Here is a 19,800-nt window from a genome sequence, read left to right as displayed (position 1 = left end):
GTGGTGCTGGTCCGGGGTGCCCTCTCCGTGGCCTGCCGACGGGCTGCGCTGGGCGGGCGCTTCTGTGCGGGCGCTTCTGTGTTGACATTTCATGAGGAGTCTGGCAGGAGTCGCCCCGCCATCGGTGCTCGCCCGGCCATGCCTGGCGAGCTGAAAAGGGAACCCGGTGTGAATCCGGGACTGCCCCCGCAGCGGTGAACGGGAACGACCATCACCATCAAGCACTGGGCCAAGCGCATGAGCGGCCTGGGAAGCGGTGATCAGTAGGAAAGCGACCGGCGACGGCCGCGGCGCCCGTGAGTCCGAAGACCTGCCGAGGTGCGCGTGCCGGTGCTCCGGCGCGCGCTGACCTGAGCCTTCGAGGGGAAGGCGCGCAGGCTCTGGACCACCCCGCTCACGCGCGGTGCCGTAGCCCGTCACGCAGCCCCCTCGCCTGGCTCTCACCCGAGCAGTGCTGGGTCGACGCGGGCAGGCGGGCGTGAATGGTTCATCCATCGGATCGTGTGGCGCGTCGTCGCTGGAGCGACGGCGCAGGGTGCTGGCTCGTGCTCGCGGCCGGCGGCGCCGTGGCGGTCGCGCCGGCCGCCCTCGCGGAGGAGCTGCGCAGGTCAGGGGGCGATCCGGGCGGCGATCGCGCTGCCGCAGCGCCGGCGCCGCTGGAGGTGCGCGTCGAGGGGGAGCGCGCGCTCGCGCCCGCGCCGCCCCGGGACAGGTCCGTCGCGGGATCCGTGCTGCGCCGTGATCGCCTCGGCGGCGCGGGGCTCGAAGCCGCGGACGTGCTCCGCACGCAGCCGGGCGTCCAGGTGACCGAGTCGGGCGGCTTCGGCGGACCGGCGACCGCCGCGATCCGGGGCGCGACCGCCGCGCAGACGCCCGTGTACCTCGCCGGTGTCCGCCTGAACGACGACGTCGCGGGGACGGCGGATCTCTCGCTCGTGCCCCTCTGGCTCATCGAGCGTGTCGAGATCTACCGCGGCAACGCCCCCATCGAGGCCGATCGCCTCGGGCCGGGCGGCGCGATCTTCTTCGAGCCTCGGCGGCCTTCCCGGACGATGGCCGGCGCGGGCGCGATGACAGGCTCGTTCGGCGCCTGGCGCGGGTGGGCCTTCGCCGGCGTCAGCGCGGGCCCGGTGAGCTCGATCGTCGGGGTGAGCGCGGAGGCCGCGACGAACCGCTACGCGTTCGTCGACGATCGCGGGACGCTCTTCGACGCGAGCGACGACACCGTCCAGCGCCGGCAGAACGCCGACGTGTGCATGATCGACGCATGGGCGCTCGCGCGCGTCGATCTCGGCCGCGGCGCGATCGTCGACGTGATCGCGAACGGCACAGGCCGCGAGCAGGGCGTGCCGCGGCTCGCGCTCCTGCCGTCCCGGAGGGCGCGGGGGGAATCCCGGCGCGCGCTCGCGTCCGTCGTGGCGCGGGTCCCGTTCGGAGGCGAGGCGGAGCACACGCTCGAGGCGCGCACCTCGTTCATCGAGGCGCGCTCCGAGATCCACGATCCCCTCCTCGAGCTCGCGATCCACGCGCGCGAGCTCCGCATCGCCGGCCGCCGCCTGGAGCAGACGCTGGGGGCGACGCTCTACTTCTCCGATCGCCTCCGGGTGCGACCCATGCTCTCCGTCGCGCGCGAGGGCATCTCGCGCGAGCCGGGCGACATCCCGCTCGCCCGCGCTGGGCGCTCGTTCGCGCGCGCCGCCGCCGGCGCGGAGGTGCGCCTCGGCGAGGGGCTCGCGCTGCACGCCCTCGCGAGCGGGGAGTGCCACGCCACCGGCGCAGCACCGGAGCGCCCTTGCGATGTGCTCGCGCCGACCGGGCGTGTCGGGGTGGAGGCGGGGAGCGACCGGCTCCGCGTCCTCGCGACCGTCGGCCACTACCTCCGCGTCCCGACGCTCGGCGAGGTGTACGGCGTCTCGGGCGTCGTCCACGGCAACGCGGCGCTCGAGCCGGAGTCCGGCGTCACGATCGAGGCCGGGGTCCGGGCGCAGACGCGGCGCGGCGCGGCGCTGCGCGGCGCCTACGTCGACGCGTTCGTGTTCGGACGCGCCGCCTCCGGGCTCATCGCGTACGCGCGCACGGGCCAGGGCTACGTGGCCCCCTACAACGTCGGCCGCGCCCGCGTCCTGGGCGCCGAGATCCTGACGGGGGTCGAGATCACCGCGTTCCTCCGCGCCGAGGTCGCGGCGACGCTCCTCGAGCCGCGGGACACGACCCCGGAGCGGACGATCGCCAACGACGTCCTCCCGTTCCGCTCCCGGCTCGTCGTCGCGCCGCGCCTCCACGCCGCGTGGAAGCCCGCGGGCGGCGCCGTGTTCTCGGGCGCCTCCGGCGAGCTCCGGGCCGTGTACCAGTCGAGCCGATACGCCGACCCCGCCGGCCTCGGCGTGATCGCGGAGCAAGCGACCGTCGACCTCGAGGCGGAGACGACGTGGCTCGGAGGTCACCTCGCGGCGAGAGCTCGCCTGGCGAACCTCCTCGACGGGCGGCGCACGGACGTCGTCGGGTATCCGCTCCCGGGACGGAGCGTGTTTTTCACACTGGAGTCCACATGGTGAAGCTCAGCCTCTTCGCGGTCGCCGCCTCGATCCCGCTCCTCGGGTGCAACGTGGAGCCGCCGCCGCCGTCGACGGGCGGCGTTCCAGACGGCCGTGGAGGCGATCCGGGCGCGCCGCGCGCGTGCGAGCGCGGCGTCGTCATCGTGACGAGCGACTACCAGTCGACGAACATCGTTGTGTCGAGGCTCGACGGGACCACCCTCTCGCCCTCGTTCGTGTCGAGCGGCGCGGCGAAGCCGGGGCTCAGCCTCGCGCTGTCCGGCGACGTGGACGTCCCGGCGACGGCGCCGCCGTCCGGCCGCGTCGTCCTGATCGATCGGTACGGCACGAACGTGCTCACCTGGATGGATCTCGAGACCGCCGAGGTCATCGCGCAGCTCCCGGTCGGGCAGGGGTTCGAGTCCAACCCGCATGACTACATCGAGGTGGACGCGGATCGCGCGCTCGTCTCGCGCTTCGGGAGCAACCCGACCCCGGGCGCCGAGCCCTTCGACGAGGGCGGCGATCTCCTCGTCCTCGACACGGCGAAGTACTCCATCGAGGGGCGCATCGCCCTGCCGGAGGAGAGAGCGGGGCTCCTGCCGCGCCCGTCGGAGATGACGCGCGTCGGCGACGACGTTGTCGTGTCGCTCGGCCGGCTCGCGGCGGACTTCTCGGACGTGGGGGAGGGGCGCTTCGTGGGCGTCTCGCCGGAGCAGCGCGCCGTCGCGTGGACGGTCGACATCCAGGGGCTCTACGGCTGCGGCCGCGTCGCCGTGTCGCCCTCGGGCGAGCGGCTGGCCGTCGCCTGCTCGAGCCGCTTCGACGCGGACACGATGCAATTCGATCCGGCGACGAGCGACATCGTGATCTACGACGCCCGCTCCGCCCCTCCCCGCGAGCTCAAGCGGCTCGGCGTCGCCAGGGCGCTGGACGCCGGGGTCCAGCGCTCGCTCGCCTTCGCGTCCGAGGACGTCCTCCTCGCGATGGCTTACGGGGGCAACGCGTCCGCCGGCGACAGGGTCTTCTCGGTGAACGTCGCCACGGGCGATGTCACGCCGCTCGGCGAGGCGGCCCAGCCCTTCGCCTTCGGCGGCGTGCATTGCTCGCCTGGATGCGGCGACGTCTGCCTGCTGAGCGACGCGGAGAGGAACACGCTCCGGCGCTGGAAGGTGACGGCGAACGGGGCGCTCGATCCGCTGGAGGACATGACCGTCGACACCGCGATCGGGCTCCCGCCGCGATCCATCGGGGGGCTCTGATGCGCCGCTTCAGCGGGCGAGGGGGGGTGACATGACCGTGCAAGGAATCGACATCGAGCACGCCGCGAGCGCGCCCGAGGCGCCGGCGGCGCGGCGTCCTGGAGGCCGCGTGCTCCTCGTGTACGCCGTCTTGCTCGCCGCGCTCGCGATGGTCGCCGCGGCCTCGCTTGCGCTCGGCACGGCGAGCCTCTCCGATACGAGCCTCCGGGCGACCCTGCTGACCCTGCGCGCCGCGCGCCTCGGGGCGGCGCTCCTCGTCGGCGCCGCGCTCGCCGTCGGGGGCGTCGTGGTGCAGGGCCTCTTCCGGAACCCGCTCGCCGATCCGTCGGTGCTCGGCACGACCGCGGGCGCGGTGCTCGGCGGCAAGGTCGCCCTCCTCGTCATGGAGCTCGCGGTCGCCGAGCGCTGGATCCGCGGGTTACCCCCCGATCTTGTGCTCCCGGCCGGCTGCCTCGCCGGCGCTGTCGTCAGCCTGGGGCTCGTGCTCGTGCTGGTGCGCGCGCCTGGGGATCTCCTGAGCATCCTCCTCGTCGGCTTCCTCCTCTCCTCGCTGTTCCTCAGCCTGGGGAGCCTCGCCACGAGCCTCGCGCAGGAGCGGTGGGAGCTCGGCCGCGCCGTCGTCGCCTTCGCGCTCGGCGGCCTGTCGGGCGCGAGCCCGCGACACGTCGCCCTGGCCGCGCCGCTCGTGCTCACCGGCGTCGTCGCCGCGTGGTTCTGGGGCAAGCCCCTCGATCTGCTCCTCTCCGGTGAGGAGGAGGCGACGTCGCTCGGCGTGGACGTTCCCCTGGTGCGCCGCTTCTGCATCCTCTGGATCGCGGTGCTCACCGCCGGCGCTGTCGCGCTCGGCGGCAACGTCGCCTTCGTCGGGCTGCTCGTGCCGCACGCGCTGCGGCCGTTCCTGGGCGTCGACCACCGGCGGCTGATCCCCATCGCGGCGCTGGGCGGCGCGGTCTTCGTCGCCTCGTGCGATCTCGTCGCGCGCCTCCTGCCCGCGCGCGGGGAGGTGCCGCTCGGCGTCATCACAGGGCTCATCGGCGCGCCGGTCTTCCTTGTGCTGCTCGCGCGCTCGCAGCGGGAGGCGGAGCGTGCCTGAGGCCATCGGCGTGTCCGGGCTGCGCGTCCGACGCGGAGGGCGCGTGGTCGTCGACGACGTGTCCTTCACGGCCCCCTTCGGCGGCGTGCTCGCCGTGCTCGGCCCGAACGGGGCGGGCAAGTCCTCGCTCCTCAAGGCGCTCGCCGGCGTCGTGCCCTTCGAGGGGGACATCCGGCTGAGCGGGCGCCGCGCGCGCGGGCTCCGCGCGGACGAGCGAGCGCGCCTCGCCGCGTACGTCCCGCAGCAGTCCGAGCTCCGCTCGCCGCTCACGGTCGCGAGCGTCGTGGCGCAGGGCCGCTATGCGCACCACATCGGACGCGTGCGCGCCGCCTCGGCCGACGAGGACGCCGTCGCGCGCGCCTTGCGCCTGACCGACACCGCGCCGCTCGCCTCCCGCTCGTTCCCCGCGCTGTCGCACGGCGAGCGGCAGCGCGTGCTCCTCGCGCGGGCGATCGCGACGGAGGCCCGCATCCTCCTGCTCGACGAGCCCACCTCGGCGCTCGACGTCGGGCACGCCCTTCGCCTCTACGCGCTGCTCCGGCGTCTCGCGGCCGACGGATACTGCGTCGTCGTGGTGCTCCACCCCCTCGCGGAGGCGCTCGACTGGACCGACGCCGCCGTGCTCATGGACCGTGGCCGGATACGGCAGCAGGGAGAGACGCGGGACGTCATCCGCCCGGGCGCCGTGGAGTCGATCTACGACGTGCGGCTCGTTCCGGGCGGCGCGCTCGGCTTCCGCCTGCCCATCGATCCGGACGCCCTCGGCGGGGGAGCGCCGTCATGAGCGCCGTCGCCTGGATGAACTACGGCGCGCTCGCCGGCGCGCTCGCCCTGTCGGCGGCCGCGGCCGCGCTGCCGCGCTCCTCCGACCCGCGGTCGCCGTCCGGACCGCAGCACACCGCCGCGCGCGCGCCCGGCGGCGTCGCGGCGAAGGAGAACCCGGCCGCGCTCGAAGATCATGCGGGAGCCGCCGTGGCGCTCCTCGATTTCCGCAGGATCGCGTCGGCGAGCTCGGTGGCGGACGCGCTGCTCGTGGAGCTCTGCGAGCCCGATCGCATCGTCGCGTTCACCGGGTACGGCGCGCGCCGCTCGCCGCGCGGCTACCGGTACGCCGGCAAGGCCCGCGTCGAGGACATCGCCGACATCGAGGCGCTCCTCGCGTTGCGACCGGATCTCATCCTCCTCAACGGTTACGGTGACCCCCGCCCGATCGCGCGCCTGCGCGAGGCAGGCCTGACCGTCTACGACCTCGGCCCCATGCGCGGGCTCGCCGCCCTCGTCCGCAACGCGCACGAGATCGCCGCGCTGGTCGGCCACCCCGAGCGCGGCCGGCGGTTCGCGACGGCCCTCGCGCACGGCATGGCCGCGGTGGCCGCCGATATCCAGCCTCCGCAGCGCCGTCGCGGCATGTACCTGAGCGGCTACGGCGGCCGCCTCTTCGGAGGCACGGCGGGCACGAGCTACCACGACGTGCTCGCCTCGGCGGGGCTGGTCGACGCGGCCGCGAGCGCGCACCGCGACTGGCCGGAGTACACGCCGGAGCAGATCCTGACGCTCGACCCCGATGTCCTTGTGACGAACGCCGGAATGCGAAGGGTCCTGTGCGGACAGGCGGGTCTCGATCGGCTCCGCGCCTGCAGCGCGGCCGGCGGCGTCGTCGAGCTCGACGACGCGCTCCTCGGCGATCCGGGGCCGGCCATGCTCGACGCCGCCCGGATCGTTCGAGCGGCCGTCTATGGCGCTCCCCCTGCGCTCGGGGGCGGCGAGTAGCTCGTGTGCAACCCTGCCACCCTGGAGATCGGACAAGACAAGATGAGTGATGACGTGGCTGAACGCTCGACCGAGCGCAATCTCGACGGAACGACGACGGAGTACTTCGATGTCCCGCCGGCGGAAGAGGCGTATCGTGAGCTGGTGAGGGTCCTGTTCGAGGACCACTGGAGCGCCATCGATTTCGGCCCGTGCCTCCAGGGCGCCGTGTTCGAGCTCCGGTTCGCGAGCAAGCCCCGGGTCGGTTACCTCGACGGCTACTTGACGATCGGGCCGGACGAGCCCGGCGCATGGCACTTTCACCTCTGCGTCGGAGCCCACAAGGGGACGAAGGCGCGGCCCACGCCGCCGGAGCTCGCGCGATGGCGGCAGTGCGCGCGCGCCGCGTTCTACTGCGACCGCGACGCGGAGGGACGCTCGAGGAGCTGGGGATTGAGGCTCTGGAACGGCCGGAACGAGCAGATGATGACGGTGTTCTTCCCGAACCCGTGGCTCGACCAGGAGCGCATGAAGCCCGTCAAGGAGCCCGACTGGTCGAGGCTCGCGCTCTGGATGGACCTGCGCGCGCGCTTCGCGGGCGTGCCGGCCGAGCCCGCGCCGGTCGATGATCCTCGGCGCCCGCGGATGTGCGGATAGCGGCAACGTCAGCTCGCCCGGCGGCCTGAGCGAGGGGCCCCGGATCCATCCTTTCTGTCGCCGCTCGCCTGCCGGCGCCTCGTCGGCTGGGCTGGTAGCACGATCTTGAAAGATCGTGCTACCAGGCTCGACCGTGTGTTATGGCGCGGCCCGCCTGGCTGGGCAAAGGGGCTGAAATGACCTCCCGATGGGTGTGGATCGCGGGTGCGATGGTTTCCCCCTGTCGCGTTCCTCGGCTGCGCTGACGAGGGCGAGCCTGTCGATGACCTCTGGCGCAGCGCGCGGGAGGGCAGATCCTCGGTCGAGGAGCGACCCCGGCCCTCCGGCGGCGGACCGGAGGCGCGTCACCGGCCCCGCAACAGCCGGCCGATCAGCTCAGTCGTCCTGGCCGGATCCCTCCGCCCCGTCGCGCACGCCCTGCACACGCACGCGACGCCCCGCGCCTCCTGGGGGACCCGATCGAGCACCGCTGCGGGTATCGACACCTCGAAGCACCAGCATGTCGGCGCCCCCCCGGCCACCCCGCACGCATTGGCCTCGTCGCAGAGCGGACACCGCGACGTATCGATGTCGGCACCCGTCACGTCGTCACGCCGGCGAGCCGCTGTCGAGCGAGCCGCGCCGCCTCCACCATGTTGACCAGGGCCGCCTCGACCTCTTCCCAGCCGCGGGTCTTGAGCCCGCAGTCCGGGTTCACCCAGAGCTGATGGCCGGGCAGCACGCGCGCTGCGACCTCGAGCAGATTGACCATCTCGTCGAGGGTCGGCACGCGCGGCGAATGGATGTCGTAGACGCCCGGGCCGATCTCGTTCGGATAGCGGAAGCGCGCGAAGTCGGCGAGGAGCTCCATCCTGGAGCGCGACGTCTCGATGGAGAGCACGTCGGCATCCATCGCGGCGATGGAGTCGAGGATGTCGCCGAACTCCGAGTAGCACATGTGCGTGTGGATCTGGGTCTCGTCGCGGACTCCGCTCGTGGCGAGCCGGAACGCGTCCACGGCCCATCGCAGGTAGGCTCCCCAGGCGTCGCGGCAGAGGGGCAGCCCCTCGCGGATGGCCGGTTCATCCACCTGGATCATCGCGATGCCGGCGGCCTCGAGGTCGGCCACCTCGTCCCGGAGCGCCAGCGCGATCTGCGCGCACGTCTCGCTGCGGGGCTGATCGTCGCGCACGAAGGACCACTGGAGGATCGTGACGGGCCCCGTGAGCATGCCCTTCATGGGCCTCGCCGTGAGCGACTGCGCGAACGTGGACCACGGGACGGTCATCGCGGAAGGGCGCGACACGTCCCCGAAGAGCACGGGCGGCTTCACGCACCTCGAACCATAGCTCTGGACCCACCCGTTCTCGGTGAACGCGAAGCCGGCGAGCTGCTCGCCGAAGTACTCCACCATGTCGTTGCGCTCGAACTCGCCGTGTACGAGGACATCGAGCCCGATAGCCTCTTGCCTCTTCACGCAGCGCTGCGTCTCGTCCTTCAGGAATCGCTCGTACTGCTCCGACGTCATCCGACCAGCGCGCAGCGCGGCGCGAGCGCCGCGGACGTCGCCTGTCTGAGGGAACGAGCCGATCGTCGTCGTGGGGAACGCCGGGAGGCCGAAGCGCGCGCGCTGCTTCGCCGCCCGCTCGGCGAACGGCGACGCCCGGCGCAGCATCCCATCGTTCACTGCGTCGACCCGCGCGCGGACCCCCGGGTTCCGGGTCCGCTGCGAGGCGCGCCGCGCGGCGAGCGCGCTCCGCGCTTCGTCGAAGGCCGCCGAGCTGGGCGAGCTCGTCGCGGCGGCGTCGGCGAGCGCGCGGAGCTCGGCGAGCTTCTGCGCGGCGAAGGCCATCCAGCGGAGCAGCTCCGCGTCCAGCTTCTTCTCGACGGAGAGGTCGGCGGGCACGTGGAGCAGCGAGCACGAGGGCGCCACGAAGACCCTGTCCGGCCCGAGCGCCGTGACCGCGCGTCGGATCCGCCGGTGCGCGGCGTCGAGATCGGTGCGCCAGATGTTTCGGCCGTCGACCACGCCCGCGGAGAGGGACATCGACGGCGGGAGCGCCGCGAGCGCGGCGTCGAGCTGCTCCGGCGCGCGCACCAGGTCCACGTGGAGCGCATCGAAGCCCGACCCCGCGGCGAGCGCGAGGTTCTCGCCGAGCGCGCCGAAGTACGTCGCGAGGAGGACGCGCGGTCGCCGCGCGCACGCGGCGAGCCGGGCGAACGCCCTCTGGCAGGCGTCCCGAGCGCGCGCGTCCAGGTCCAGCACGAGGCACGGCTCGTCGATCTGGACCCACGCGACGTTCCGCTCCGCGAGCGTCCCGAGCAGCGCCTCGTAGACCGGGAGCAGCCGATCCAGGAGATCGAGGGGGCTGGCGCCGGCCGGCGACCCCGGCGCGAGCTTGGAGAGGAGCAGGAACGTGACGGGTCCGACCACCACGGGGCGGGTCTCGACGCCGAGCGCGCGCGCCTCCTCGATCTCGCCCACGATCTTCGACGCTTCGAGCTCGAACTGCTGACCAGGATCGAGCTCGGGGACGATGTAATGGTAGTTCGTGTCGAACCACTTCGTCATCTCCAGGGCGGCGACGTCGACGCCCGCGGCGCGGTCCTGGAGACCCCGCGCCATCGCGAAGTAACGAACGAGAGGATCGGGGATGGCGCGATAACGCGCCGGCACCGCGCCGACAGCGACCGTCATGTCGAGCATGTGGTCGTAGAGCGAGAAGTCGTTGCTCGGGATCTGATCGATGCCCAGCGACCTCATCGCCGACCAGTGCCGGCGACGGAGCGTCGACGCCGTCGCCTCGAGCTCGCTCGCCGGCGAGCTCTTCGACCAGTGGCTCTCGAGCGCTTTCTTCAGCTCTCGAGCGATGCCGAAACGCGGATAACCTAGACACGTTGCGAGCACGGACATGGGAGTCCCTTTCTCCTTTTCAGGATTGTGCGATCGATCGGAACGGTGGGACGCTCGTCGGCTTCCCGTGCGTGTCGAGCGCGACGAGGACGAAGCGGCCGCGGGTGGCGAGCTGCCGATCTCCGCTGATCAGATCCTCGGCGTAGAGGCCAACCTCCACGGTCATGGAGGAGCGCCCGGTGGCGGCGATGCTCGCCACGAGCTCGACGAGCTGACCCTGCCGCACAGGCACATGGAAGTCGACCTTCTCGCTGCTCGCGGTCACCACCGCGCGGCGCGCGTAGCGCGAGGCGAGGATGAAGGCCGCCTTATCCATGAGGGCGAGCGCCTGTCCGCCGAACAGCGTCCCGTAATGGTTCGTTTGCCCGGGAAAGACCATCTCGACGAGCCGAGCCTCGGTGATGAGCCCGGCCTCGATGCGCTCGATCTCAGAAGGAGGCATCGAGGACGACCTCCCCGGAGACGCCGACCTGATAGGCCGAGACGCGGCGCTCGAAGAAATTCGTGACCTCCTGGACATCCTGCAGGTCCATGAAGGAGAACGGGTTCTTCGCCCCGTAGCGCTTCGGCATGCCGAGCGTGGCGAGCCGCTGGTCGGCGCAGAACTCGAGGTAGCGGCGCACGTCGCGCGCCGACATGCCCGCGACGCCGGCGCCGAGGAGATCCTCCGCGAACCGTGCCTCGCAGTCGATCGCCTCATCCATCATGTCGGCGATCGACCGCGAGAGTCCGGCGTCGAAGAGGTCGGGCTCCTCGCGCCGCACCGTGCTCACGACCTCGAACGCGAAGCGCATGTGCGCGCTCTCGTCGCGGAAGACCCAGCTCGTCCCCGCGGCGAGCCCGTGGAGCAGGCCGCGCGAGCGCAGGAAGTACACGTACGCGAACGCGCCGAAGAAGAAGAGCCCCTCGACGCACGCGGCGAAGCAGATGACGTTGAGGAGGAACTGCCGCCTCGCGGCGCGCGAGTCCAGCCGCCCGAGCGACTCGATGGAATCGATCCACCGCATGCAGAAATCGGCCTTCGCCCGGATCGATGGGATGTTCTCGACGGCCGCGAAGGCGCGGTGACGGTCCTCGGGATCGGGGATGTACGTGTCGAGGAGCGTCAGGTAGAACTGGACGTGCAACGCCTCTTCATAGAGCTGCCGCGACAGGTACATCCGCGCCTCCGGGGCGTTGATGTGCCTGTACAGGTTGAGCACGAGGTTGTTCGCCACGATGGAGTCACCCGTGGCGAAGAACGCGACGAGGCGCTGGACGAGGTGCCGCTCCGCGCCGGTCATCTTCCGCAGGTCGCCCACGTCCGTCGAGAAGTCGACCTCCTCCACGGTCCACGTGTTCCTGATGGCGGCGCGGTACATCTCGAAGAAGACCGGATAGGCCATCGGGCGCAGGGTGAGGCAGTGGCCCGGATCCAGGAGGCGCGCGGGGCGGCTCAGGCGGCTCATTGGCAGGCCTCGCACGCTTCGGGGTTCTCGAGCGCGCACGCCACGTCCGCGGCCGCCTTCGCCGCGGGCACCCACCCGCGCTCGGGGTGCGGCTCGGCGCCGCCCCCGGGCGTCCGGTCCGGCGCCGCGTCCACGGTGGCCTTGGTGATGCGCGTCGCGGGGCGCGATCGCAGGTAGTAGGTCGTCTTGAGGCCCTTCTTCCATGCGTGGAAGTACATGCTCGACAGCTGACCGATGGTGGGGGTCTCGACGAAGAGGTTCAGCGACTGGCTCTGATCGATGAAGGCGCCGCGATCCGCGGCCATGTCGATGAGCGAGCGCATCGGGATCTCCCACGCCGTCCGGTACACGGCGCGGACCTCCTCCGGCAGCTCGTCGAGGCCCTGGGCCGAGCCCTCCGCGAGCTTGAGCCGCGCGCGCACGGCGTCGTTCCAGGCGCCGTGCCGCTTGAGCTCCGCGACCAGATAGCGGTTCATCTGCAGGAAATCCCCGGACAGCGTCTCGCGCTTGAAGAGGTTCGACACCTGCGGCTCGATGCACTCGCAGCAGCCCGCGATCGACGCGATCGTCGCGGTCGGCGCGATGGCGACGAGCAGCGAGTTCCGCAGCCCCTCGGCGCGGACGCGGGCGCGGAGCGCCTCCCAGCGCGCCGTGTCCTCCGGGACGGAGTCCCACGCGTCGAACTGGAGCTCTCCGCGGGCGGCGCGCGTCTCGTCGAACGACGGGTGGCGCCCCTTCTCGGCCGCGAGGTCCGCGGACGTCGAGAGCGCGTGATAGTACACCTCCTCCGAGATCCGCCGCGAGAGGTCGCGCGCGGCTGGGGCGTCGAAGGGCAGACGCATCTGGAAGAACACGTCTTGCAGCCCCATCAGCCCGAGCCCCACCGGCCGCCAGCGGAGGTTCGAGCGCTGGGTCGAGGCGATGGGATAGTAGTTGAGGTCGATGACGCGGTCGAGCTGGCGGACCGCGCTCTGCACCGTACGCGCGAGCTTCTCGAGGTCGAACGCGACCGCGCCGTCTTCCCGCAGGGCCGTGTGGCGCGCGAGGTTGATCGAGCCCAGGTTGCAGACGGCCGACTCCTCCTTCGAGGTCACCTCCAGGATCTCGGTGCACAGGTTCGAGAGGTGGACGGTGCGGCCCGGCAGCGCCGTCTGGTTGCACGCGCGGTTCGACTTGTCCTTGAACGTCATCCAGCCGTTGCCGGTCTGCGCGAGCGTGCGCATCATCCGCGCGTAGAGCTCGCGCGCCTTCATCGTCTTCCTGGCGAGGCCCGCCGCCTCGGCCTCGGCATAACGGCGCTCGAACTCGTCTCCGTAGAGATCGGGCAGATCGCGCACGTCCTTCGGATCGAACAGGCTCCATTCGCCGTCGGCCTCGACCCGCTTCATGAAGAGGTCCGGCACCCAGCTCGCGAGGTTCAGGTTGTGCGTGCGCGCGGCCTCGTCGCCCGTGTTGTCGCGCAGCGCGAGGAACTCCTCCACGTCGGCGTGCCACGGCTCGAGGTAGACGCAGCAGGCGCCCTTGCGCTTGCCGCCCTGGTTCACGGCCGCCACCGACGCGTCGAGCGTCTTGAGCCACGGCACGATGCCGCTGGAGTGCCCGTTGGTGCTCTCGATGAGCGAGCCGCGTGACCGCACGCGGTGGTAGGCGAGCCCGATGCCGCCCGAGAACTTCGAGAGCATCGCGACGTCGGTGTAGCGCTGGTAGATGGTCTCGAGGTGGTCCTCCGGCGAGTCGAGCAAGAAGCAGCTCGAGAGCTGCTCGTGGCCCGTGCCCGCGTTGAACATCGTGGGCGAGCTCGGGAGGTAGTCGAGCGACGAGAAGAGCCGGTAGAGCTCGATGGCCTGCGCCGCCGTCTCGGAAAGCGCGCACGCGATGCGCAGGAAGAACTGCTGCGGCGTCTCGACGACGAGGCGCGTCTCGGGGTGCTTGAGCAGATAGCGATCGTAGAGGGTCCGCAGGCCGAAGTACTCGAGCTCGTTGTCCCGCCCCGGCTCGATCGTGTCGTTCAGCTTGCGGGCGTTCTGCGCCACGAAGCCGTGGAGTCGCTCGTTGATGAGGCCGAGCCGCCGCCCGAGGGCGATGGACTGCGAGAAGGCGTGGATCTCCTGGTTGCGGACCTCCTTGTCGATATAGGTGGCGAGCAGGCGCGCCGCGAGCTTCGCGTACTGGGGCTCATCGGCGATGAGCGAGGCCGCCGTCTGGATGGAGAGCTGATCGAGCTCGCGCGTCGTCGCGCCGTCGTAGAGGCCGCTGATGGTCTTTGTCGCGACGCGGAGCGCGTCCACGTCGGACAGGCCGGCGCAAGAGCGGCTCACGGCCCGGACGATCTTGTTGACGTCGACAGGCTCGCTCGATCCGTTCCTCTTCTTCACCCGCATCGTCGTGTGCGGGAGTGCGTCCTCGGCGCCGCGGGTGCTCGTGTGGGGCGTGTGGAGCGCGCGCAACGGCGCCGCGCCGTTGCTCCTCATCGACGTATCGCTCAGCATGGCAATCCTCCTCGTCGTGCTTCGTTCGGAGCGGTCCCGGACCGCTCGCGTCGATGCCGCGAGAGCGAAGAAGCCAGCCGATGCGCACGGGGCGCGTGCTCTTCAGGAGAGAGCCTTCGGACCGACCGCTCGCCCCCGCGGGCGAAAGGAAGACGACGCGGGAGGGGGTCGGAACCGGGACAAGCGCGAGAGTCGGCGCCAGCTCGGACCTACCGCCCTCCCACGAGGCTTCCAGGTCAAACCGGCGCGGGATGTCTCCCCGACGCAGGATGTTGGCAGGTCTTCGGACTTGCGAGCGCTCCGGCTCTCGCCGGGTTCCTACGGTCCACCGCTTCCCAGCCCGGAGGCCAGTGCTCGTCGTGGAGATCGTTCTCGCTTACCGCTGCGGGGCAGCCCCGGATTCGCACCGGGTTCCCTTTTGAGCCCCGGACCGAAGCCCGAGGCACCAACACGAGGTACTACATATTGTGGTGCGCGGCGCTGGTCAAGCGATATGTTGGGGGTGGGCCGGCATTCCCCCGTTCTGCTTTCCTCACTGCTTCCTGGTTCCTTGGCGTCATTGCGGTTCGCTTCCCGGCCGACTTCCCGCAGCAGAGGTAGAGCTAGGGGCAGGACGCGTTTACGATCGCCACGGCGTCGAGATCGAAGATGCCCGTTGCGCCGGTCAAGTCCGGCCGATCGGTGATCCGCACGTAACGCGCGAAGCTGAGCTCGAGGTCGGCGAGGTCGAATAGATCGCCGCCCGCGACCTCGGGGTCGGTCGGATCGATGGAGCTCGTGTCGGGGTTCGCGAGCACGGGGTGCCAGCCGGCGCAGGAGCCGTAGGCGGCCGCCGTGGCCGTGCACGGGAAGGCTATCCAGTCGACGCCGTTCTGGCTCACCTCCACGGTCGCGAGCTCGGCGAACACGGTGGTCGGGCCCGTCTGGAACGCGTTCTCGAAGACGATGAAGTCCGGTCCTGGCCTGTCGAGGATGAGATTGCCCGAGAAGCCGAAGGTGACGGTGCCGCCGTTGCCGAGAGACACCACGTCGGTCGAGCCAGCGCAGCAACCCCCGCCCTTGGGAGGACCGAAGGCGATGCCCGGGAATCTGTCCTGCCCATAGGTCTGGCCCGGCCCGAAGAGGTGGCTTACCACCTCGGAGGCGAACACCGTTTCCGCGCCCGTGCAGCCCTCGCCGCCGCCGCCGCCGCCGCCCGCGGCCCCGCCGCCAGCGCCGCCGTCACCAGCGCCGCCGTCACCAGCGCCGCCCGCCCCGCCTGAACCCCCTGCGCCGCCGGTGGCGTGCTCTCCGCCAGTGCCGCCGTCGCCCCCGGCACCCCCAGCGCCGCCGTCGCCCCCAGCGCCGCCCGAGCCGCCGGTGCTCGTCGCGCCGCCCGCGCCGCTCCCGGCGTCGCTCGACGACGTGGTTGCCCCGCCGCCCGATCCGGTGGCCCCTCCCTGACCGGCCGCGCCGCCGGATCCCTGCGCGGCCGTTCCTCCCATTCCCCCGGACCCGCTCTCGGACGGCGAGTCCTCCGAGGAACAGGCGATGATCGTGAGAACCGACAGAAGCACGCTCGCGCGCGCGATGCGAAACACCATGAGACCTCCGAGGGCGGGCGCGCGACGCGTCGGAACGCGCCCGACGCGTCGCGCGGCCCGCGTGCTGATCAGTAGAACGGCGCCGACGTACCGTAGCGCGCGGAATGGATGTTATAATCGGTGCTGTTGATGCTCCCATCCCCGTTGAAGTCGGCGTGCTGGTTGTATCCGGAGTTGCCCAGCTGGGTGTTCCACGCCGCCATCAGGATGTTGTAATCGTCCGTGTCCACGTCGTCGTCGTTGTCGAGATCCGCGTCCGCGATGTTCCCGAAGCCGTCGCCGTCGGTGTCGCGCTGGTTCGAGTTCGCGGTGAGGTAGGCGTTGTCCGCGCCGTCGGGCACGCCGTCGCTGTCGGAGTCCGGCGCGCCGTCGGGGAAGTACAGCGTCACCTTCGGCGTCACCCAGGTTTCCCAGAAGTCCGAGGCGCTTCCGGCCGAGTAGCACTGCCCCGCGGGGGACGAGTACTCGTCGCCCGACGGGTTCCAGACGATCGCCAGGGCGCTCGTGTGGCCGACGAACGCGATGGGCGAGGTCGTGCTGTCGTCCTCGCAGACGTCCGGCGCGAGCTCGAGGTACTGCGACGAGCTCGCCTCGTTCACCGGCGTCTGGCTGCCCCCGACGACGCTCGCGACGACGCTGGCGCGGATGAGCGCGGCGTAGCCGTTCTCGCTCGCGCCGCCGACGCCGAACGCGTCTCCGCCGCCCACATGCAGGGTGTCGTCCTCGTCGAAGCCGAGCGCCGCCGCGTTCAGCACGTTGCTCGCCAGGAGCGAGCCCTCGCTGCCGCCATACGCGTAGGCGTTCCACGTGCCATTGATGACGCCCTGGACGTCGGCCGCCGCCCAGATCCGGAGCTCTCCTGTCCGGTTGGGCGAGGTCAGATGGCCGATCCCGGTGACGAGGTTGCCCTCGGAGTCCACGGCGATCCCCGCGGAGGCGCCGGGGATGCTCGTGATCAGCGGGATCTCCGTGATCGGCGACGCGGTCAGATCGAGGGCATAGACGCCGCTCGTGTAGCCGCCCGGGTCGCTCCAGCCGCCGTTGATGACGAGCGCCTCGTTCCCGTACCAGGCCAGGTCGTAGTAGTCGACGTCGAGCTCGATCACGTCCACGTGGCTGAGCAGGTCCGGCGGCGAGGTGATGCTGAGGATGGAGCTCGGGAACACGAGCAGCGGCGCCCCGTACCCGACCCCGAGCGCGATCGTGCTGCCGTCCGGTGAGATGGCGAGGAAGCTCGGATCCATCGGCCCGTCGCTCAGCGTCGCGACGGGCACGTAGACGCTCGAACCATAGTTCTTCTGGAGGTACACGGTCTGATCGTTGGCGGCGAGGAGCCGGCCGGCCAGCTCGTAGCCATCGATCTCCTGGGCTGTCGTGGGGAACCCATCCAGGGCCACGGACCACCCGCCGGCGATGGCGGGAAGGTCGAACGTATACGACGTGTTCCCCGCGTACTCGTCGAAGGCGTCAGCGAACACCGACGGTGAGAGCAGGAGGAGCGCTGCGGTGACGGAAGACGCGACAATGCGCATAGGGACTCTTTCCTTTCTACTTCTGCTGCAACAGGAGAGGAGCGTGCCTGCGCCCCCCTGTCGCGCTCGAGAGCTGAGCTGTCTCCATCGGGCGACGAAGCGCGCGTGATCGCGCTCCGGCGCGACGACGCGCACGGGGGATACGTTGTGTTGATCCTCGACCGGAAAGGCTCAGCGCGACGTCTCTCGTCGTCGGCTCCGCACGGATCGACGCCAGAGCGCTCGGTACGAGGACGCGAGGCGCGGAGGAGCCAGCTGCGACGCGCGAGGGCGCTGAACCTTCGAGATGATCATCGGACCGACCCTTCGTCCCCGCGGACGATTACGAAAGAAAGCTCGGGGAACGGGTCGGAACCGGGACAGGCGCGAGAGTCGGCGCCAGCTCGGACCTACCGCCCTCCCACGAGGCTTCCAGGTCAAACCGGCGCGGGATGTCTCCCCGACGCAGGATGTTGGCAGGTCTTCGGACTTGCGAGCGCTCCGGCTCTCGCCGGGTTCCTACGGTCCACCGCTTCCCAGCCCGGAGGCCAGTGCTCGTCGTGGAGATCGTTCTCGCTTACCGCTGCGGGGCAGCCCCGGATTCGCACCGGGTTCCCTTTTGAGCCCGGGGCCGAAGCCCGAGGCACCAACACGAGGCACTACATATTGTGGTGCGGGACTCCGGTCAAGCGGGATGTTGGGGCTGGGCCCGGACGATCGGGGCGACGACCGCGCCATGCCGCGTCACGGCGGGGATGCGCTCACGCGTCGCGCTCCCGGAGCTCGTTGTCGAGGCGCTCGTCATACTCGTCATACTCGTCGCGAAGGGCCGCCGTGGTGGCGTCCCTGGATGGACCCGTCTGCGCTGCGTTGCGCCTCCACGAGCGCAGCAGGGCGAAGACCCCGAGCAAGGCCACCGCGATGCCCAGCATCAATCCAAGCGCGACCTTGCCGAGGGTGCCTGACGAGGGCGCCGCGCGGAGGCGGTCGCCATAACGTGCGACGAGGTCTTGCTCGACGGCGCCGGCCGCCTCGCCCCGGCGGAGGCGCGCGCGGATCTCGCGGCGAAGATCGCGCGCCACCTCCGATTCGTGGACATCGAGCGTCTGATCCCAGCAGCAAGGCGCGAGCAGGCGCCCTGCGAGCGCCCGCTCGCCGGGCGCCGGCGTCGTATCGACGAGCTCGGCCTCAGCGTGGCTGGGCGTCGCGGGCTCGGCCCTGCCGCTCATCGCCACGCCCGCGACGAAGGCGGCCAGCGCCGCCGCGCGGCGCCAGCGCGCGCCGCGCAGCAACCCGAGGCGCAATGGCGAGCTCACCTCGCGGGCCCCGTGCGCGGTACGGGCCGAGTCATTCGCGGACCTGCCGTGCTCTCGCTGGATCATGGCGAATGAGCCTAGCGCCGCCGCTCGCCAGGGCGCTGCGACACGATGTCGCGCTCATCGCGGCGCGCCCGCGTGCCGCCCGAAGGCCGGGATACCGCTGCAACGTTCGATGAGGTGCGACAGCGTGACGCATTGCCGGCGCGCGCCTCGACTCCCTGCTTGCCGGTCCCAGCTGTTCTGCGCAGCGCCCGTATCCGTCGCTCCGGGGGCGTGTGCCTGGACGGGTGGGCCCGGAGGGTCGCCGTGCCTGGGCCGAGCGTCGCGCCGGCGGGCGGGCGGCCGGCCGGCGGCTGGCGGCGCCCCCTGAAACGGGTCACAAACCGGCCCATGCCGCTCGGCGAAGCGCTCCTCGCGGATCCGGTCGACGACCTCATCGCGCTCCTGCGCGGCAAGCGGTTCGTGGCGCTGACGGGCGCGGGGTGCAGCACCGAGTCCGGCATCCCGGATTACCGCGGGCCCGAGACGCGGCGCCGCGCGCGCAACCCGATCCAGGGGCGGGAGTTCTCGCATTCTGCGGAGATCCGGCAGCGCTACTGGGCGCGCGCGGTGATCGGCTGGGAGCGCTTCTCCCGCGCCGAGCCCAACCCTGCGCATCGCGCCCTCGCGCGGCTCGAGCGGGACGGGCTGCTCGAGGGCCTCATCACGCAGAACGTCGACGGCCTCCACCTGGCCGCCGGCAGCCGCCGGGTCATCGAGCTGCACGGCACGCTCTCCGAGGTCGCCTGCCTCGCGTGCGGCGCGATGGAGCCGCGCGCCGCCCTCCAGGCGCGGCTGCTCGCGCGGAACCCCGGCTGGCTGCGCCTCGCGGCCGACATCGCCCCCGACGGCGACGCCGATCTCCCTGCCGAGCACGTGGCCGGCTTCCAGGCGCCTCCCTGCCTGCGCTGCGACGGCCCGCTCAAGCCGCGCGTCGTCTTCTTTGGCGAGAACGTGGCGCGGCCGATCGTCGACGCGGCGTTCGCCCTCGTCGACGCGGCGGACGCGCTCCTCGTCGTGGGCTCGTCGCTGGCGGTCTTCTCGGGTTACCGCTTCGTGCTGCGCGCTGCGCAGCGGGGCATCCCGATCGCCCTGGTCAACCTCGGGTCGGCGCGCGGCGAGGAGCTCGGCGCGCTGAAGATCGAGGCCCGGGCGGGCGACGTGCTGCCGCGCCTCGCCGAGGCGCTGGCCGGCGCGTCGTCACCGCGGTGAGGGCGCCGCGC

General features: G+C 71.7%; 15 protein-coding genes and 3 riboswitches. Of the genes, 7 read left to right on the top strand and 8 right to left on the bottom strand.

Going from position 1 to position 19,800, the window contains the following annotated elements; all coding sequences use genetic code 11:
• Positions 1 to 105: 105 nt before the first annotated feature.
• Positions 106 to 332: riboswitch (cobalamin riboswitch) on the top strand.
• Between the two features lie 171 nt (positions 333 to 503).
• Genes WME75_RS20415 through WME75_RS20390 form a run of 6 tightly spaced genes read left to right on the top strand, consistent with a single transcriptional unit; the run spans position 504 to position 7,295 of the window.
• Positions 504 to 2,555, top strand: a complete 2,052-nt coding sequence (locus WME75_RS20415) for a TonB-dependent receptor domain-containing protein (RefSeq protein ID WP_437493301.1) — start codon at positions 504 to 506, stop codon at positions 2,553 to 2,555.
• Positions 2,549 to 3,796, top strand: a complete 1,248-nt coding sequence (locus WME75_RS20410) for a hypothetical protein (RefSeq protein ID WP_437493299.1) — start codon at positions 2,549 to 2,551, stop codon at positions 3,794 to 3,796. The genes WME75_RS20415 and WME75_RS20410 overlap by 7 nt, the downstream gene beginning before the upstream one ends.
• Positions 3,797 to 3,827: 31 nt before the next feature.
• A complete protein-coding gene (locus WME75_RS20405) occupies positions 3,828 to 4,889 on the top strand; it encodes a FecCD family ABC transporter permease (protein ID WP_437493297.1) in 1,062 nt (353 codons plus the stop codon).
• On the top strand, positions 4,882 to 5,673 hold the full coding sequence (locus WME75_RS20400) for an ABC transporter ATP-binding protein (protein WP_437493295.1): 792 nt from the start codon (positions 4,882 to 4,884) through the stop codon (positions 5,671 to 5,673). Before WME75_RS20405 ends, WME75_RS20400 begins: the two co-directional genes overlap by 8 nt.
• Positions 5,670 to 6,659, top strand: a complete 990-nt coding sequence (locus tag WME75_RS20395) for an ABC transporter substrate-binding protein (protein ID WP_437493293.1) — start codon at positions 5,670 to 5,672, stop codon at positions 6,657 to 6,659. Before WME75_RS20400 ends, WME75_RS20395 begins: the two co-directional genes overlap by 4 nt.
• 54 nt (positions 6,660 to 6,713) lie before the next feature.
• Positions 6,714 to 7,295, top strand: coding sequence for a DUF7676 family protein (locus WME75_RS20390; protein ID WP_437493291.1), 582 nt, complete (start codon positions 6,714 to 6,716; stop codon positions 7,293 to 7,295).
• Positions 7,296 to 7,639: 344 nt separating this feature from the next.
• On the opposite strand, the gene WME75_RS20385 is transcribed toward WME75_RS20390, so the two are convergent.
• The 8 genes from WME75_RS20385 to WME75_RS20350 all read right to left on the bottom strand — a co-directional run bounded on the left by WME75_RS20385 (position 7,640) and on the right by WME75_RS20350 (position 18,601).
• Entirely contained in the window at positions 7,640 to 7,879 is a 240-nt protein-coding gene (locus tag WME75_RS20385) for a cysteine-rich CWC family protein (RefSeq protein ID WP_437493289.1), read from the bottom strand.
• Positions 7,876 to 10,188, bottom strand: coding sequence for a 5-methyltetrahydropteroyltriglutamate--homocysteine S-methyltransferase (gene metE, locus WME75_RS20380; RefSeq protein WP_437493287.1), 2,313 nt, complete (start codon positions 10,186 to 10,188; stop codon positions 7,876 to 7,878). The genes WME75_RS20385 and metE overlap by 4 nt, the downstream gene beginning before the upstream one ends.
• A gap of 19 nt (positions 10,189 to 10,207) precedes the next feature.
• Complete coding sequence (locus WME75_RS20375; protein ID WP_437493285.1) at positions 10,208 to 10,630, bottom strand: acyl-CoA thioesterase; 423 nt, start codon at positions 10,628 to 10,630, stop codon at positions 10,208 to 10,210.
• A complete protein-coding gene (locus tag WME75_RS20370; protein WP_437493283.1) occupies positions 10,617 to 11,636 on the bottom strand; it encodes a ribonucleotide-diphosphate reductase subunit beta in 1,020 nt (339 codons plus the stop codon). Before WME75_RS20370 ends, WME75_RS20375 begins: the two co-directional genes overlap by 14 nt.
• On the bottom strand, positions 11,633 to 14,125 hold the full coding sequence (locus WME75_RS20365) for a ribonucleoside-diphosphate reductase subunit alpha (protein WP_437493281.1): 2,493 nt from the start codon (positions 14,123 to 14,125) through the stop codon (positions 11,633 to 11,635). Before WME75_RS20365 ends, WME75_RS20370 begins: the two co-directional genes overlap by 4 nt.
• Positions 14,126 to 14,382: 257 nt before the next feature.
• Positions 14,383 to 14,590: riboswitch (cobalamin riboswitch) on the bottom strand.
• Positions 14,591 to 14,727: 137 nt separating this feature from the next.
• Entirely contained in the window at positions 14,728 to 15,708 is a 981-nt protein-coding gene (locus WME75_RS20360) for a hypothetical protein (RefSeq protein ID WP_437493280.1), read from the bottom strand.
• A 68-nt stretch (positions 15,709 to 15,776) separates the two neighbouring features.
• The gene (locus tag WME75_RS20355; protein WP_437493278.1) at positions 15,777 to 17,240 is read right to left on the bottom strand and encodes a hypothetical protein; all 1,464 of its coding nucleotides are present in this window, start codon (positions 17,238 to 17,240) and stop codon (positions 15,777 to 15,779) included.
• A 437-nt stretch (positions 17,241 to 17,677) separates the two neighbouring features.
• Positions 17,678 to 17,885: riboswitch (cobalamin riboswitch) on the bottom strand.
• Positions 17,886 to 17,980: 95 nt separating this feature from the next.
• Positions 17,981 to 18,601, bottom strand: coding sequence for a cytochrome c-type biogenesis protein CcmH (locus tag WME75_RS20350; RefSeq protein WP_437493276.1), 621 nt, complete (start codon positions 18,599 to 18,601; stop codon positions 17,981 to 17,983).
• 327 nt (positions 18,602 to 18,928) lie between these two features.
• On the opposite strand from WME75_RS20350, the gene WME75_RS20345 reads away from it, so the two are divergent.
• The gene (locus WME75_RS20345) at positions 18,929 to 19,789 is read left to right on the top strand and encodes an NAD-dependent protein deacetylase (protein WP_437493274.1); all 861 of its coding nucleotides are present in this window, start codon (positions 18,929 to 18,931) and stop codon (positions 19,787 to 19,789) included.
• Positions 19,790 to 19,800: the final 11 nt, after the last annotated feature.

Origin of the sequence: Sorangium sp. So ce1014 (genome assembly GCF_051521505.1) — a bacterium.
Taxonomy (GTDB): domain Bacteria; phylum Myxococcota_A; class Polyangia; order Polyangiales; family Polyangiaceae; genus Sorangium.
The sequence above is the reverse complement of the archived record's forward strand: the minus strand, read 5'-3'. Positions and strand labels throughout refer to the sequence as shown.